General features: G+C 54.6%; 15 protein-coding genes and 1 tRNA gene. 4 read left to right on the plus strand and 12 right to left on the minus strand.

Annotated elements, in window-relative coordinates; genetic code table 11:
- Positions 1-65 precede the first annotated feature (65 nt).
- A complete protein-coding gene (locus tag B1C80_RS17340; RefSeq protein WP_077922444.1) occupies positions 66-1,268 on the minus strand; it encodes a hypothetical protein in 1,203 nt (400 codons plus the stop codon).
- Positions 1,269-1,491: 223 nt separating this feature from the next.
- On the opposite strand from B1C80_RS17340, the gene cysS reads away from it, so the two are divergent.
- Genes cysS through B1C80_RS17355 form a run of 3 tightly spaced genes read left to right on the plus strand, consistent with a single transcriptional unit; the run spans position 1,492 to position 4,434 of the window.
- Positions 1,492-2,982 (plus strand): cysteine--tRNA ligase, encoded by a 1,491-nt coding sequence (cysS, locus tag B1C80_RS17345; RefSeq protein WP_077922445.1) that lies wholly within the window; start codon positions 1,492-1,494, stop codon positions 2,980-2,982.
- An 8-nt stretch (positions 2,983-2,990) separates the two neighbouring features.
- Positions 2,991-4,010 (plus strand): M28 family peptidase, encoded by a 1,020-nt coding sequence (locus tag B1C80_RS17350; RefSeq protein ID WP_077922446.1) that lies wholly within the window; start codon positions 2,991-2,993, stop codon positions 4,008-4,010.
- A 7-nt stretch (positions 4,011-4,017) separates the two neighbouring features.
- Positions 4,018-4,434 (plus strand): hypothetical protein, encoded by a 417-nt coding sequence (locus B1C80_RS17355; protein WP_236648817.1) that lies wholly within the window; start codon positions 4,018-4,020, stop codon positions 4,432-4,434.
- A gap of 16 nt (positions 4,435-4,450) precedes the next feature.
- Here the strand turns inward: B1C80_RS17355 and nadD are convergent, their stop codons facing one another.
- From nadD to B1C80_RS17390, 7 genes are all read right to left on the minus strand, one after another.
- Positions 4,451-5,023, minus strand: coding sequence for a nicotinate (nicotinamide) nucleotide adenylyltransferase (gene nadD / locus B1C80_RS17360; protein ID WP_077922447.1), 573 nt, complete (start codon positions 5,021-5,023; stop codon positions 4,451-4,453).
- 74 nt (positions 5,024-5,097) lie between these two features.
- Entirely contained in the window at positions 5,098-5,697 is a 600-nt protein-coding gene (gene gmk, locus B1C80_RS17365; protein ID WP_077922448.1) for a guanylate kinase, read from the minus strand.
- A gap of 95 nt (positions 5,698-5,792) precedes the next feature.
- Positions 5,793-5,996: a hypothetical protein gene (locus tag B1C80_RS17370; RefSeq protein WP_236648818.1), complete on the minus strand. Its 204-nt coding sequence runs from the start codon at positions 5,994-5,996 to the stop codon at positions 5,793-5,795.
- Between the two features lie 167 nt (positions 5,997-6,163).
- Positions 6,164-6,844 carry a sigma-70 family RNA polymerase sigma factor gene (locus tag B1C80_RS17375; RefSeq protein ID WP_236648819.1) on the minus strand — a complete coding sequence of 227 codons (681 nt, stop codon included), beginning with the start codon at positions 6,842-6,844 and terminating at the stop codon, positions 6,164-6,166.
- A 247-nt stretch (positions 6,845-7,091) separates the two neighbouring features.
- Entirely contained in the window at positions 7,092-7,589 is a 498-nt protein-coding gene (locus tag B1C80_RS17380) for a hypothetical protein (protein WP_077922450.1), read from the minus strand.
- Between the two features lie 114 nt (positions 7,590-7,703).
- Positions 7,704-8,504, minus strand: a complete 801-nt coding sequence (locus B1C80_RS17385) for a (Fe-S)-binding protein (protein ID WP_077922451.1) — start codon at positions 8,502-8,504, stop codon at positions 7,704-7,706.
- 199 nt (positions 8,505-8,703) lie between these two features.
- Positions 8,704-10,086 (minus strand): 4Fe-4S dicluster domain-containing protein, encoded by a 1,383-nt coding sequence (locus B1C80_RS17390; RefSeq protein ID WP_077922452.1) that lies wholly within the window; start codon positions 10,084-10,086, stop codon positions 8,704-8,706.
- A 142-nt stretch (positions 10,087-10,228) separates the two neighbouring features.
- Between B1C80_RS17390 and B1C80_RS17395 the strand changes: the two genes are divergently transcribed.
- A tRNA-Phe gene (locus B1C80_RS17395) sits at positions 10,229-10,301 on the plus strand.
- A 208-nt stretch (positions 10,302-10,509) separates the two neighbouring features.
- Here the strand turns inward: B1C80_RS17395 and B1C80_RS17400 are convergent.
- The 4 genes from B1C80_RS17400 to B1C80_RS17415 all read right to left on the minus strand — a co-directional run bounded on the left by B1C80_RS17400 (position 10,510) and on the right by B1C80_RS17415 (position 15,768).
- On the minus strand, positions 10,510-12,333 hold the full coding sequence (locus B1C80_RS17400) for a DNA mismatch repair protein MutS (RefSeq protein ID WP_077922453.1): 1,824 nt from the start codon (positions 12,331-12,333) through the stop codon (positions 10,510-10,512).
- Between the two features lie 57 nt (positions 12,334-12,390).
- On the minus strand, positions 12,391-12,804 hold the full coding sequence (locus tag B1C80_RS17405) for a Fur family transcriptional regulator (RefSeq protein WP_077922454.1): 414 nt from the start codon (positions 12,802-12,804) through the stop codon (positions 12,391-12,393).
- Between the two features lie 79 nt (positions 12,805-12,883).
- A complete protein-coding gene (locus B1C80_RS17410) occupies positions 12,884-14,695 on the minus strand; it encodes an ABC transporter ATP-binding protein (RefSeq protein ID WP_077922455.1) in 1,812 nt (603 codons plus the stop codon).
- 98 nt (positions 14,696-14,793) lie between these two features.
- Positions 14,794-15,768, minus strand: coding sequence for a gliding motility protein (locus tag B1C80_RS17415; RefSeq protein ID WP_077922456.1), 975 nt, complete (start codon positions 15,766-15,768; stop codon positions 14,794-14,796).
- Positions 15,769-15,779 lie beyond the last annotated feature (11 nt).

Genomic DNA, 15,779 nt, shown 5'->3' on the forward strand with positions numbered 1-15,779 from the left:
AGCAACACCATCCGCATGATTGGTCCGACTGCGCGTCCCGGTGGGGTCTGCAACCGTCATTCATTTTATCTTTCCTTCTTCCGGCCGATAACGGGGCAGCGTTTGAACGGCTTCGTCCGATCGAACAGGTAGCGGTAGGTAACGTGCGTCTTAACGATCGTTGACCCGAGCTGACTCACGAACCGAACCATAATGGGGTTAAAATCGCCAACCCAGTTCATCTCCAGCGTGTCGTACTGAAAATTCGGGTTGTGGTCGGCTTCGTGCGGCATCCGGAGCGCAATGGCCGCTTCGAGCCCCTTGCCCTGATGCGCGGGCGCTACCCCAAACACGACCCCAAAGGCCTTACGGTTGGTTTTGCGCAACACATGCCACAAAAAAGTCAGTTTGCCGAAAAGATCCAGTTTGCCGTTTACGTGCTTGAAAATCTGGTTCAACTCGGGCAGGCAGACGAAAAAGGCCACCGGTTCACCCTGATAATAAGCGAAATAAATGATTTTCTCGTCGATAACCGGCTTTAGCTTCTGCATCAACACCTGCGCCTGCTCTGCCGACATTTCCTTCACGCCCGAATGCCCGCCCCAGGCTGCGTTGTAGATATGCCGGAATTGCTCGGCCGCGGCCGGCAGCTGCTTTTTATCGATGGTCCGGAACGAGTAGTCGGGATTCTCGTAGATGCGCTGCGCCCGGTCTTTAACCGACTGCGACATCTCTGTCAGCCTCGCCCAGGTAGTTGGAATGCCGAAGGTGAACTGCCGGAAATAATCCTGGAAGCCGTAAGCCTCGAAGAAACTGATGTAGTACGGTTTGGTATACGGCATGCAGTAGTTGGGCTCGCGGTCGAACCCGTCGACCAGCAGCCCCCACCACCGGTCGCGGTCGCCGAAGTTGATCGGGCCGTCCATGGCTTCCATACCGCGGCTCTGGAGCCAGACTTTGGCCGCGTCGAACAGCCGGAACGCAGCCGCCTGATCGTCGATGCACTCAAAAAAACCCATGCCGCCGGTGGGCTGGTCATTATCCAGGTTGGCAATGGCATGATCGATGAAGACCGCCACGCGCCCCATGGTTTCACCCCGGTCGTTGAGCAGCAGATACCGTACGCATTCGCCCTGCTCGAACCGCTTGTTCCGCTTCGGGTCAAAAACCTCCTCAACATCGGCGTCGAGCGGCCGTATCCAGTTGGCATCAGCCTTGTACAAACGAACCGGAAACTGGATGAACTCCTTTTGGTATTGGGGATTAGTGCCTACGTCTACGATCTGCATTCCTGATCAACTCGTGGTTACTGACAAACGGATAGCGGTAAGGCCAGGCCTGAGCCTGTTTTCGTTACCACTTATACGCTGGTCATGTCAAGTAGGCAAAGATAGCGAGTTTGGCCCGGTCCGTCATTTTCCGGGTAACAATGCGTAGCTTTGTCTACTATAAACGAGTCGTTCAGCTGTTCCGGACGAAACCGGTTTCGAACAGCCGAGCAAGCCCATTACCATGACGCAGCCGCTCAAGCTATACAATACGCTTTCCCGCCGAAAAGAACTGTTTGAACCGCTTAATCCGCCCTACGTGGGCATGTACGTCTGCGGACCGACAGTGTATAATTACGTTCATCTGGGTAACGTTCGTACGTTCCTGACCTTCGATACCCTCTACCGCTACCTGACCTTTATCGGGTATAAAGTGCGCTACGTCCGTAACCTGACCGACGTAGGCCACCTGGTCGGCGACGGCGACGAAGGCGAAGACAAAATCGGGCGCATGGCCAAACTGGAAAAAGTAGAACCAATGGAGATTGTACAGCGGTTTACGAACGATTTCCACACGGTAATGGCCCAGTTCAACACCATTCCGCCCAGCATCGAGCCGACGGCCACGGGCCACATGGTGGAGCAGATCGAAGCCGTACAAACGCTGCTGGCCAAAGAACTGGCCTACGAGTCGAACGGGTCGGTCTACTTCGATATCGAGAGATACAACCAGCAGGGCGGCAACTACGGCAAACTGTCGGGCCGGATTCTGGACGACCTGCTGAACGAAACCCGCGAGCTCGACGGCCAGTCGGAGAAGCGCAACCCCCTCGATTTTGCCATCTGGAAACGGGCCTCGCCCGAGCATATCATGCGCTGGAATTCGCCCTGGGGCGAAGGCTTTCCGGGCTGGCACCTCGAATGTACCTGCATGAGCACCAAGTACCTGGGCAAACAGTTCGATATTCACGGGGGCGGCATGGACCTCAAGTTTCCGCACCACGAATGTGAAATTGCTCAGGGCGACGGACTCACCGGCCACGACCCCGTGCGGTACTGGATGCACTCCAACATGCTCACCGTCAACGGCCAGAAAATGAGCAAGTCGCTGGGTAACTCGTTCCTGCCCGCCGAGCTGTTTGCCGGAAGCCATTACCTGCTTGAGCAGGCATATAGCCCGATGACGGTGCGCTTCTTCATGTTACAGTCCCACTACCGCAGCACCCTTGATTTCTCGAACGACGCCCTCAAGGCCGCTCAGAAAGGCTACCGGCGACTGGCTAACGGGCTGCGGGTGGTCAAAACCATGAGCTACCGGCCCGACGAGAGCGTATCGGCCGACATGGCCAAACAGGAGGATATTCGCAAAGCCGTTCAGCAGTTTTATGAAGCCATGAACGATGACCTCAACACCGCCGTAGCCATTGCGCAGGTATTTACGCTCCTCAAATACGTGAATATGCTGTACCTGAACCAGCTTCAGCCGGCCGCGCTGGGCGACGATGTGTTCACGCTGCTGAAAGAGTCGTTCAGCACCTTCATGCAGGATGTGTTGGGACTGAAAGAAGAAGGCAGCGATAACCAGCCCGTGCTGGAAGGCCTGCTGACCCTCTACCGTGAATACAAAGAACAGCGCCAATACGACAAAGTAGACCAGATTCGTTCGTACTTCAAGGCACAGGGGCTGGCCATCAAAGACATGAAACACCAGATCGACTGGGCCTACGAAGAGTAATTACCTGTATGAGCAGATTCTTTCTTAGTATCCTCGCCACGGCGCTTATTATGGCCGCCTGTAAAGAAAAACCCAGGCAAAGTGACGCGACCCAGCCTGCGGATCAACCCGTACAGGTAACGGCTCCTCCGTTCAACGCCGACTCGGCCTATACCTACATTGACCGGCAGGTAGCGTTCGGACCGCGGGTTCCGAACACGCCCGCCCACGTCGCCACCGGCAATTACCTCGTTGCCAAGCTGAAACAGTTCGGATGCGAAGTAACGGAGCAGAACTTTGTGGCCACCACCTGGGATGGCAAGAAGCTGAACGCCCGCAACATCATCGGCACTATCAACCCCCAGGCTACCAAGCGTATCGTGCTGGCCAGCCACTGGGATTCGCGCCCCCAGGCCGACCAGGACCCCGATAAAGCCGATCAGTCGAAACCCGTAACAGCCGCCAACGACGGCGCCAGTGGCGTAGGCGTGCTGCTGGAACTGGCCCGTACTATTCAGCAGGCTCAGAAAAAGCCAGGGGTCGGTATCGACATTATTTTCTTCGATGCCGAAGACTGGGGTAACTCCGAGAAAGCGGCCAACGATTTTGAACCGGCAACCGGCAATCAGTACGACTACATTGGCTTCTGCCTGGGCTCGCGCTACTGGGCCAAGAACCTGCATAAACCCGGCTATACGGCTTACTTCGGTATTCTGCTCGATATGGTTGGCGCCAAAGGGGCTACCTTCGCCAAAGAAGGCCTTTCGATGCAGTTTGCGCCCAGCGTGGTGAATAAGGTCTGGCAAACCGCCAGCGCGGCCGGCTACAGCCAGTACTTCATCGATCAGCCCGGCGGTCAGATTACCGACGATCACCTGGCTCCCAATACTATTGCCAAAATCCCGATGATCGATATCATTCACACCAACGCCGGTACGGGTGGCTTCTTTCCGGCCTGGCATACGGCCGACGATAACATGAGCAATATCGACCGGGGTACCCTCAAAGCCGTTGGTCAAACGCTGCTCCAGGTCGTATATAATGAATAAGCGGGCTATGAATACGAACCTGTTTGGTACAGGCCGTCGGCTGGCAGGTGGCCTGTTTGTCGTTTGCTGGAGCCTGACCCTGCTGGCCTGTGGTACGGTACCGGATCAGTTTGGCAAGCTTAACCTCAAAAAATGGCGGGGCGACCGGGGAGGCTGCACGGGCACCCGCTCCGCCCTCGAGGCCGACTTCAGAGCTGAGATTCCGAACCTGAAGGGCAAAACAGCCAATACCATCGGCGAGTGGCTCGGCCGGCCCGACGCCAACATCCTGGCCGATCGGAACCAGAAATTCTACGTCTACTACCTCGAAAAAGGCCCCCAGTGCGATAAAGTCGGGGCAAAATCGAGCAGCCGCTCGGTAGCGATTCGGATGAGCGCCATTGGCTTGGCTACCGAAATCACCTTCCAGAACGGATTGCCGTAGGGCCGGCCCTGCGGGGCTATAAGTAGAATTTTTTACGCTCGATCATCTCCCCCACCACATCGGGTACCATATACCGGATGGATCGGTTGGCGCGGATACGCTCGCGGATGAACGTGGCCGAGATGTCGAGCAGGGGCGCTTCGACCACGCGTACGTTCGGGTGGGTTTTGAAGGCACTCTCTGCCGAGCGCGGCCTTTGGTAGACATACAGGCCGTAATACTCCAGAATAGCTTCGTGATTTTTCCAGTTGGCAAACTGCTCCAGGTTGTCTTCGCCCATAATGAGCCGAAACCGATGCTGCGGATATTTCTCCGACAGCCGCACAAGCGTATCGATCGTATAGCTTGGCTTGGGCATCGAGAATTCAATATCGGTTGCTTTCAGTCGGCTGTTGTCGGCTATGGCCCGCTCAACCATGTCCATCCGGTCAAACTCGTGCAGGAGGCTTTTGGTCTTCTTGAATGGATTCTGGGGCGACACTACGAACCAGACCTGATCCAGGTCGGTTGAGGTTGCCATGGTATCGGCAATGATGAGGTGTCCGACATGAATCGGATTAAACGAGCCGAAAAAAAGACCTACGTTCAAGAGTACATGTGTGTTTATGACGGTGGGGTATGTACGCACCGAAACATCAGTGAGCAACCCCAAATCCGTTTGCCTTACAGTATCGACGCTTTGGGCGGAACCTTATCTTCGTTGACGAAGTCGTTCACCAGCTTCTGGGCTTTTTGCAGCGATGTTTCCAGATCGTCATTGACCAGAATCACATCGAACTCGTTCTGGAAGCTCATCTCGAAGTGCACCTTGAACAGCCGTTTCGACAGGCTTTCTTCTGTTTCAGAACCGCGGCCAATCAGGCGCTGACGCAGGGTTTCTTCGTCGGGTACTTTCACGAACACGGCCAGGGCTTTGTCGCCATAATATTCTTTAAGCTTCAGCCCACCTTTTACATCGACATCGAAGAGAACGTGTTTTCCACTGGCCCATACGCGTTCGATTTCGGATTTCAGCGTGCCGTAGAACGCGCCGACGTACACTTCTTCCCATTCTACAAACTCGTGGTTATCTATTTTCTGCTTGAAATCTTCGGGTGTCAGAAAGTAGTAATCCTGCCCGTTTTGCTCCGAACGGCCTCTGCGGTCGCGGGTACAGGCTGAAATAGAAAAACCGAGATTGTTATTCTCGGCCAGCAGATGCTTGACGATGGTTGTCTTACCAGAACCTGAAGGAGCCGAAAAAATGATGAGTTTCCCGTTCAATGTGTGTTGGTGGTTTACCGGTTATAAAGAAAATCGGGGTAACCAAGGTGGCGTGGGCCAGATCCTTAATTACCCCAATTCGTGTAATGTCTTTCTTAACTAAACGTCAGAATCTTGGCTTTGATCGTTGCCACCAACTGATCGGGGCAACACCGTTTTTCCATGCGTTTGGTCAACAACTCTTTTACTTCTTTTTCGAGGTGGTACATCTCGATGCAGGGTTTGCATGATTCGAGATTGACCTTCAGTCGGGCGAGCTGCTGTTCGGTAGCTTCCCCATCCAGAATCAGCTGGATCATCTTCAAGCAGTCTGCCTGATGACTGCAATGTTCTTTCATCGCAGGCTCTGCGCTGGATGAAGATGACGATGGCAAAGACGTTTGCATTGGAAAAATTTTATTTATTCCAAGAATAATAATACGTTAAGTTATCAGCAGAACCAAAATACAGATAGAAAAAGTTCGGTTTATTCGTCAGTTTCTTCGTTATATCCCATGGATGCTGCGTAATCCCGTAGTTTCTCTTTCAGGAGGTTACGGGCGCGGTGCAACCGGGAGCGAACGGTACCGATCGGGATGTCCAGAATCTTAGCCATCTCTTCGTAAGTAAACCCTTCGATATCACAAAGGATAATTACCGTTCTGAAATCAACCGGCAGCGCGTTAAGCGCTGTGGCCACTTCATCACCAATCAGATCTGAGACTGACTCAGCCCGCAGATCAACCGTATGCTCTGTTTCGGCGTCTTCTGAATTATAGGTCGTTTCAACGTCCTGATAATCTACTTTAGCCGGCTCTTTGCTTTTCTTACGATAATCGTTGATGAAGCTGTTCTTCAGTATTCGAAACAGCCATGCTTTAGCGTTGGTTCCCTGCTCAAACGACGAAATAAAGCGGAAAGCCTTTAGATACGTATCCTGTACGAGGTCGTTGGCATCATCCTCGTCAGTTGTCAGGCGGAAAGCAAAGTTGTACATGGAGTCAATGTGGGGCATGAACTCCTTGTTAAATACCTGATACTTCTGCTCGTCGGTATATCGGCGGGCAGGGGCATCAGCCGAGGGCTGCTCAGTAGAACCGCCATCGGGTGTTAGTTGATCGTCGTCGCGAGTTGGCGTATCTGACATAACTTCGGGTATGGTCGCCATAAAAGTAAGCGTTTATTGCCGTTTGCAAGCGGCAGACTTCAACGAATTCCTGAATCAACTGAGACCAATCCGCTGAGTATGATCAAAGGTTGACTGCAAAAACCAATCCTTTGTTCAAAAAAAAGGTTTAAAATCAATGGCTTATGCCGAATTGTCAGTGAACGTTTCTAAATCGGCGAATGTTAAAGCCGGCCAGTGATTAATCATCCGTGATTAATCACTGGCCGGCTTTGAGAAACGGACGCTGTCAGGCCGTAATAGATGAAAAGTAGCGTTTTAGCCACGAATCGGCCGCCCTGATCTGCCAGTCTGTCAAAAATTCAGCTTTCGTTTTCACCAGCGTGTTGAAAACCGGCGTGTCAGGCTGGATCGTCCCATCGGCCACCGCGGCTTTGATGGCGGGCAGCGCAAACGTGCCCACCGACCCATCAGCCTGCCGGATGGCAGCCGATCGGTCGAAGAAATCGACCGACAATTGCTGGCCAATTTCGCGCAGGGTCCGGACCGACGCATCGATCGAGCAACCACTTGGCAGATTATATCCTTCATCGACACCCACGACCACAAACCGGTTTTCGACAACCTGGGCCGAAGCCAGCAGGGGTTGCCCGTGCGCGGCCCAGTCGCCAAGCGCCGGTTTCAGCCGCTGTTCGATAGCCAGTACATCAGCATCCGAAAGCGGCCGGCTGGCCTGGTAAACCCACACGCGGGCACCATCGGGCAAGGTTTTAAAATCGGTATACATAAGTTGAATGATAGATCTATAATGATAAATGATGAGTGATAAACGATGAATGGGCTTGTTGGCTATTACCTGGCAGCCGCATTCATCGTTTATCACTCATCATTTATCATTTGTTTACAGTCCTTCGCGCTGAGCGATTAGCTCCGCAATATCGTAGACCCGAACGCTGTCTTCGCGGTTCTGGTTCTTAACGCCGTCAGACATCATGGTCATGCAGAACGGGCACGAAACCGCAATGGTGTCGGCGCCCGTGGCCAGGGCTTCCTGAACCCGCTCTACGTTTACATCTTTATGGCCGGGTTCGGGTTCTTTGAAGTATTGGCCGCCACCGGCTCCGCAGCAGAGACCGTTGGCCCGCACGCGCTTCATCTCAACCAGATCGGCGTCCAGAGCCGCCAGCACATCGCGCGGGGCTTCGTAGATTTTGTTGGCCCGACCCAGGTAGCATGAATCGTGAAAGGTAATTTTACGGCCTTTGAACGACTGCCCGTCTTTCACCCGCACCCGTCCTTCGTTGATCAGGCCCTGCAAAAATTGCGAGTGATGAATCACTTCGTAGTTGCCGCCCAGCTCCGGGTATTCGTTCTTGATGGTGTTGAAGCAGTGCGGACAGGCCGTCACTATCTTTTTCACGTTATAGCCGTTCAGGACCTGAATATTGGCCATGGCCTGCATCTGAAACAGGAACTCGTTACCAGCCCGCCGGGCCGGATCGCCGGTACAGGCTTCTTCGGGCCCCAGCACGGCGAACTTGATGCCTACGTGATTCAGAATGCGAACAAAAGCAATGGTCACGCGCTTGTAGCGATCATCGAACGAGCCCGCACAGCCCACCCAGAACAGCACTTCCGGCTCTTCGCCAGCCGCAGCCATCTCGGCCATTGTTGGAACACTATATGTTTTCTCGGTTGTCATTTTCAGCAGGTAGTTTTTTCAGTATTCGGTTTGCAGTGGTTCGTTGTATGGTCCATCACCGTGGTTCGTGTCCTCACGGACCACTTGTCCGGATGGTTTGCTGACGCCTGAGAGGTCCGTGAGGACACGGACCACGGTGAAGCGCAGAACGCACAAACCAACGGCGCATACTGGAGCAAACCGAATGGGTGTATCCGGTTTATTTAATTACAGACTCGTTAACCTGATCGGCCCAGTTGAACCGGTCGCCGGGCGAGAACTTCCAGGGCGCCATGTTGTTCTCGATGTTGCTGAACATCGCGTTCCAGGAAGCGGGGGCCTGCGACTCTTCCATTACCCGATACCGGCGTAACTGAAGAATGATATCAAGCGGGTTAATATTGATGGGGCAGGCGTTAATGCAGGCCTGGCAGGTGGTGCAGGCGTTCAGCTCCTCGGCCGTGATGTAATCGTTCAGCAGCGATTTGTCATCCTTATAGTCGTCGCCCTGGGTTTGCCAGCCGCGCTGAATCTCTTCGAGCCGGTCGCGGGTGTCCATCATGATTTTGCGGGGCGATAGTTTTTTGCCGGTGATATTGGCCGGACAGGCGGCCGTACAGCGACCACATTCGGTACAACTGTAGGCGTTCATGAGGTTGATCCACTTCAGGTCATGGACATCTTTGGCGCCAAAGCGACCAACTTCAGCCGGCTGCTGCCCATTATCATTCTCCTGCGACCCATCGGCCTCGGTCGTAAGCGGTAAACCCAGTGCCAGCTGCACCTCTTTGGTGATCTCGGGCATATTCTGCATTTCGCCTTTGGGTTGCAGATCTGAGAAGTAGACGTTTGGAAAGCCCAGTGCAATGTGCAGGTGTTTCGAGTAGGTTACATATACCGCAAAGGCCAGGATGCCGAGAATGTGCAGCCACCACGCCCCGCGTTCGTAGGCTACCAGCGCCGTATCGCTAAATCCGGTAAACAGCGGTTTCAGATACTGGCTGATAAGGAAATCGGGCACCACGCCCTGCAGCTCGCCATAGTGGCCAACCCCCCGGTCGCGCAGTACACTATCTGACGCATTCCAAGTCAGGAAGGCAATCATCAGCACGATCTCGGCTGTCAGGATAATGGTAGCATCAGGAACCGACCAGCCGCGCAGTTCCCGGTGTCGGCCGGCCTGTAGGCGGCTTACCCGCGTCACAAACCGGCGCGTCAGAAACACGACGCATACGGCCAGCACGCCGAACGCCAGTACTTCGAACACATCGATCAGGATCGGGTAAACGGGAGTGATATATGGCGCAAACAGCCGGTGCGTACCCAGCACCCCATCCAGAATGATCTCCAGAATCTCGAGGTTGATGATGACAAACCCGGCGTAGATCACAAAGTGCATTATGCCGACCAGCAGATTGGTGAACATCTTCTTCTGGCCAAAGGCAACCAGCAACATGGTTTTCCAACGTTCGGCAGCGTTATCGGTGCGGTCTTCGGGCCGACCGAGGTTAATAGCGCGGGCTATAAGCTTCACGCGTTTGGTTATGTACCAGGCCGTAACTGCCAGGGCGGCTACGAACAAAATTTGCTGAATTATTTCCATGTGTATTTCAGAGCAACCTTGCCTGATAGTCAGCAATCTAAACGCTCAACCAGGACTTACTTAAAAAATATTCCGTTACAAGTATTGCAAAAGGCCGACAAACCCGTACTTTTGCACCCACGTTCGCAGTTCAGCGCAACCCGGTGATGTAGCTCAGTTGGTAGAGCAAAGGACTGAAAATCCTTGTGTCGGCGGTTCGATTCCGTCCATCACCACACTTAAAAGCCTTTCCGTTGTCGGGAAGGCTTTTTTCGTTGTCACCCTCTCTCCGATTTTCCCAAAAAACAGTATGCATGCATACTGTTTTTCGACTTAGCAAAGATACGACTTTCTAAAAGCCTAACAAGTGAAAGCAAGGGATGTTTTGACTAATTCGAAGATAAAAGAGGGCAATTCTTACCGCAACTCCTTCACAAACAGCCACTACGGCTTATTGCTGGCCGTACCGAGCGCAGCATTCATCTCAATACCAATTGCCTGCATGAGCTGACTGGCGTTAAAACTCTCGCAGATTCCATCCCGCAGGGTATAGTCGAAGATGAGCTTGCCGTCCTGAATGTCGGACTGAAAATGGTAGTTGCTCACGAACCCGGCCGCATCGGTGAGCTGCCCCAGCTCCAGGTCATGCGTCGATACGAACCCGAACGCGCTGGTGCGGTGGAGCTGACGAATGAGCGCTTCGGCCCCGCGGTGCCGGTCGGCGGAGTTGGTTCCTTTTAGAATTTCGTCGAGGAAATACAGGACCGGTGTTCCTGAAGACTGCTGCGTGAGCCGAATCAGGGTCTGCAGCCGGATCAGCTCTGCGTAGAACGATGAGGTGCTTTCTTCGAGCGAGTCCTGCGTGCGCATGCTCGTAAACACCCGTACAACCGAAACCGTAAACGAGTCGGCGCTTACGACCGCACCCGCCAGCGCCAGCACGACGTTAGCGCCTACCGTACGCAGAAAGGTACTCTTGCCTGACATGTTCGATCCCGTTATGAGCACCGTTTTTCCGGAACCCGCCAGCGCCAGCGAATTGGGAATACTCCGGTCGGGTGGTAGCAGCGGGTGAGCGGCTCGGGTCAGCCTGAGCGTGGCGTCTCCGTCTGCTATGTCGGGGGTGGTGTAAGCTGGATGCGCGTAGGCAAATCCGGCCAGGCTATTGAGCGCTTCGAGCTCGCCCAGTGCTTCGAACCAGCGTCCCAGATGGGGGCCGTACTGCGCCTGCCAGGCCGACAGCCGGAACAGGTAATGGATGTCCCACAGGCTTGCCACTCCAAACAGCAGGTAGAAGTACGGATTACGCCGGAAGTTTAGCCCTTCGGTCAGCCGGGCTAGCTGACCAATCGCCTGCGAGGCCCGGTTCCCGTTGGTGTTTAATGCCTGCCGGACAGCGGCTATCCGTACAGACTGGCCGGGAGCCTGCTCAGCCTGCGCAAACAGCTGCTGAAACGACCGGAGCGCTACCGAGAGCGCAAACGTTTGCTCACTCACTTCTTTGGCCTGGGCCGATAGCTGGCTCAACACGAGAGTGTGTACGGCCAGCGCGGCCAGAACGGCTAAACCGGGCAGGTAGCCCAACAGCCAGGCTATGAATACAGCGGCCGTTATTGCCGGCAGCAGGAACCGGACAATCGCCAGGTAGCCGGGCAGCGAAGGTCCTTTACCGGCGCCCCACTGAATTAGCGATTCGGGTGAGCGGCCAATGGTTTCTTCCAGATCGGCCAGGGCTTCGACCTGCTGCCGCCAATCGATCTCAGGCCGCAGATCGGCCGTTGCCTGCTGACGGAGTCGGATAACGTCGGCGGGGGCGGGGGTTTGCAGCCAGGCTGCCAGTTTCTGCCGGCCTTCGTAGGTATGGGTCCGGTTCAGCAGCCGGAACAGCGAGTGCTTACCAAAAATATCGAGGTCATGAGTATACGGGTGGTTCGTATGCGCAAAGGTGTCGCCGGTGTCGGTGCGCAGGTACTGACGATCGAGCCGGGCCAGTTCATCCTGGTTGATGAACGCTTTTTTGCGGGCCAGATCCCGGTCGCGCCGGACGGCCTGATGTCGTTTGAGCAGAACCAGAAACCCGGCCAGCCCAACGACCAGAACCACCACCGCAGCGGCTGACTGATCGGCTCTGGCCAGTACCCAAACGGCTACCACGGCGCTGATAAACCAAATAAGCCGCCCGATAGCCAGCTGATTATACTGGCGCTGGGCGGCTTGCTGAACCTGTATGAATTCCTGTTGTCGCTTACTAAATGTATTCCTGGGCATTCGGTAACACGACCGCTGGGCCGCTGTTTCTCTACGGATTATGGGTCTGAGCCCGCATTATTTGTTGCAATCCTGACACACGCCCTGAATGAGCAGATTCATTTCTTTCCGGTCGTAGCCCGTCGGGAGCGACACCGTCGGAATCCGGACTTCGTTGAGGCAGGTCGTTTGTCCGCAGGCTTCGCACTTGAAGTGAACGTGGTCGTGGTGGTGATGACCATCGGCGCAGGCATCGCGGCAAAGGGCGTATTTGGTTCCACCCTCGTCGTCGAGCACCTTATGAATAAGTCCGGCGTCGACGAACGTCCGCAGGGTACGGTATACCGTTACGCGGTCGTGGTCCGGGCCGAGCCCGTTTTCTACGTCATTATGGGCCAGCGCATGACCAGCGTTCAGAAACAGATTGAGCACCTGTTCGCGGCCCGCGGTATGGCGTAGGTTAAACACTTTTAAGGTTTGCGCGGCATTCATGGCGTTAGGTAAAGAGACTGAATACGGTAAATGAAGCAAGTCTACATGGAGTAAACAATCCGGTTACCGTATTCATTCATTAGTCATTATCGAGCACCTCGAACTGCAATTTAACCAGGTTTGCATAGATGCCGTCTTCGTAGGCAGCCAGTTCGTCGTGGGTGCCCTGCTCGGCCACCTGGCCTTCGCGCATGACGTAGATCCGGTCTACTTTGCGGATGGTGGCCAGCCGGTGGGCAATGATGATGGTCGTCCGGTTCTGCATCAGTTCGTCGAGGGCTTCCTGCACGAGCCGCTCCGATTCGGCGTCGAGCGAGCTAGTTGCTTCGTCCAGAATCAGGATAGCCGGATTTTTCAGGATGGCCCGGGCAATGGCAATCCGTTGCCGCTGCCCACCCGAGAGCTTAACGCCCCGCTCGCCCACAACCGTCTGCAAGCCCTCCGGAAAGGATTCGATAAAGTCGAGCGCGTTGGCTTTACGGGCGGCTTCCCGAACTTCGGCTTCGGTAGCGCCGGGTTTTCCGTACTGAATATTTTCTAGGATAGTACCGCCAAACAGCATGACTTCCTGCGGCACAACGGCAATGTTCCGGCGTAGTTCGGTGATGTTGAAGTTGCTCAGATCCCGGCCGTCGACGGTGATTTGTCCGCTGCCGACCTGGTAGTAGCGCATCAGCAGCTGCACGATGGTCGACTTACCGGCTCCGCTCTGCCCCACCAGCGCAATTTTACGCCCGGCGGCCACATCGATCGAGATGCCTTTCAGCACCGCTACATCCGTACGGGATGGATACGAGAACCGAACGTCTTTGAACTGTACGTGACCATGTACCGGTACAAACAGCGGTAGCTCTTCGCGCGGATCCACTTCCGACTCCTCTTCCAGAATCTCCAGAATCCGGTCCGAAGCCCCGAGGGTTCGCTGCACCTGCGCGTACATATCGCCGATGCCCGCTACCGAGCCGCCGATAAAAGCCGTGTAGAAGATAAACGTCAGCAGATCGGCAAACGGAATTTCGCCCGACTGCACCAGGCTACCGCCGTACCACACAATGCCCATGATACCGCCGAACATGGCGAAGATGACAAACGAAACGAATACCCCCCGGAAACGGGCGGTACGCAGGGCCGTGCCGACCATCTTCTGCAGGGCAGCTCCGTAACGGCCAATTTCGATGCGCTCGTTGGTAAACGCTTTTACAATGTTGATCGATTGGAGGGTTTCCTCAACGATGACACTGGCTGCGGCCAGCTGATCCTGCGCTTCTTTCGACAGTTTGCGGATATACCGACCAAAAATCATGGCCGCTACAATGATGACCGGAAAGGTGGCCAGCATGAAGAGCGTCAGTTTCCAGGACACGTACAGAATAAACAGTGTACCGCCCACCAGCGTAGCCACCTGCCGGAACAGTTCGGCCAGCGTGATGGACAACACATCCTGAAGTTGCGACACGTCGGCCGAGATCCGGCTTGTCAGCTCGCCAACGCGCCGTTTTTCGAAGAACGGAATTGGCAGCGTCACGATCTTGCTGTACACTTCGCGCCGGACGTCAGCCATCGACCGCTCGCTGACCTGCGCGAAGAAATAAATTCGAAAGAACGAGAAGATGGCCTGCAGCACCAGAATGGCACCAAAGATCAGAATGACCTGCCCCAGCGTAAAGGCCGACTTACCCTGAATAACGCTCGTTACCTGCCCGATCAGGGCCGGAAAACTCAGGGTTGTCAGGGTCGATAACACCAGGAAGATGAACCCCATGGCAAACTGCGCCCGGTACGGCCGCACGAACCGAAACACCCGCAGTGCTTTCTGGAGGCTTTCCCGGTTTACTTTTTTCTTGTCTTCTTCGTTGGCGTCCTCGCCAAAGTTTCGTCCGCGTTTTGCCATTATAAAAACGGTTTACGGTCTTCGGTTTATGAAATTCGGCAGACAGCCCGATTGGTTGTCGGTATGCCAGCCGCCTGCTCCCCTAAACCGCCAGCCGATTATTCTTTTTGACCTTTATAGCCAGACTGTTCAAACAGCTGGCGGGCATCGGCGTTGCGCATCAGTTCGGCAATGCCAACGCTACTGTGTTCATCGTGATACTGTCCTACGATGCGCCAGCCCAGCCAGCGCCCAATCGCCCCCGGGCAGCCCTGCCCGATTTCGGCTGTAAAGGGCCGTTCGTTCAAATATCGCTGTTTTATGGCCGGATTAGTCTGGTAAAGCAGTTGATTATCGATAAAATGTCCCCAGACGATATCCTGCGCATTAAACGTTTCGGTCAGTTGTTTGTCAGAATAGCCGATGACCAGACTATCGGCCACGTCGGGCAGCATGGTTTTGGTGAATACGTACCCTTTGCCATAGTATACCATATCGGCCAGCATGGTCTGGTCGGCCCGGTTTGTAGCGTTGTATTTGTCAGAAATGGCAAAGACGATGGCCGGTACGATATAGTCTTTCTGGTAACGTCGTAAAATGTAGGCCGGAAATTGTGGACCCTGGGGCCGATAGGTTGCGGTTGGCCCCGCGAAGTAGTCGATCCCGATCACGATCAGGCTATCGGTAACGACCAGGTCGGGTCCCATGAAGCCGGTTACGAGGGTAACCACTTTGGGGTTCCGGAAATCGGGAAAGTCTTTACGTATATTCGTGAAAGCTTCGGCCAGCTGGTTTTGCAGGTCGGTCATGTCGCCGAACTCCTGCTGAACCTGCTTATTGAGTTCGTTCAGGGCGGGGTTGGCGATCCGGTTGCTCAATTCGCGGACCAACGCTGTATCAGTTGTGGTCTCATTCGCGTTAAAGTACAATTGAGCCACCGCCGGGTTGCGATTCAGAAAAGCCCGGATACTATCGGGCAACGGACTGGAAAACAATTGCCGGTCGAGCCGAACTAGCGTAACTTCTTCGTTTTTAGTACACGAAGTCAGATAAACCAAACAAAAAAGCCCGATGAGGGCTGCCCAGTATCGCATCAAAATCGTTT

The organism is Spirosoma sp. 209, from assembly GCF_002006735.1.
Classification (GTDB): Bacteria; Bacteroidota; Bacteroidia; order Cytophagales; family Spirosomataceae; genus Spirosoma; species Spirosoma sordidisoli.

Coding starts and splice junctions, on each gene's coding strand:
- B1C80_RS17340 (WP_077922444.1), bottom strand. CDS start 1,268: ATGCAGATCGTAGACGTAGGCACTAATCCCCAATACCAAAAGGAGTTC.
- cysS (WP_077922445.1), top strand. CDS start 1,492: ATGACGCAGCCGCTCAAGCTATACAATACGCTTTCCCGCCGAAAAGAA.
- B1C80_RS17350 (WP_077922446.1), top strand. CDS start 2,991: ATGAGCAGATTCTTTCTTAGTATCCTCGCCACGGCGCTTATTATGGCC.
- B1C80_RS17355 (WP_236648817.1), top strand. CDS start 4,018: ATGAATACGAACCTGTTTGGTACAGGCCGTCGGCTGGCAGGTGGCCTG.
- B1C80_RS17370 (WP_236648818.1), bottom strand. CDS start 5,996: ATGATCCAGCTGATTCTGGATGGGGAAGCTACCGAACAGCAGCTCGCC.
- B1C80_RS17375 (WP_236648819.1), bottom strand. CDS start 6,844: ATGGCGACCATACCCGAAGTTATGTCAGATACGCCAACTCGCGACGAC.
- B1C80_RS17380 (WP_077922450.1), bottom strand. CDS start 7,589: ATGTATACCGATTTTAAAACCTTGCCCGATGGTGCCCGCGTGTGGGTT.
- B1C80_RS17385 (WP_077922451.1), bottom strand. CDS start 8,504: ATGACAACCGAGAAAACATATAGTGTTCCAACAATGGCCGAGATGGCT.
- B1C80_RS17390 (WP_077922452.1), bottom strand. CDS start 10,086: ATGGAAATAATTCAGCAAATTTTGTTCGTAGCCGCCCTGGCAGTTACG.
- B1C80_RS17400 (WP_077922453.1), bottom strand. CDS start 12,333: ATGCCCAGGAATACATTTAGTAAGCGACAACAGGAATTCATACAGGTT.
- B1C80_RS17405 (WP_077922454.1), bottom strand. CDS start 12,804: ATGAATGCCGCGCAAACCTTAAAAGTGTTTAACCTACGCCATACCGCG.
- B1C80_RS17410 (WP_077922455.1), bottom strand. CDS start 14,695: ATGGCAAAACGCGGACGAAACTTTGGCGAGGACGCCAACGAAGAAGAC.
- B1C80_RS17415 (WP_077922456.1), bottom strand. CDS start 15,768: ATGCGATACTGGGCAGCCCTCATCGGGCTTTTTTGTTTGGTTTATCTG.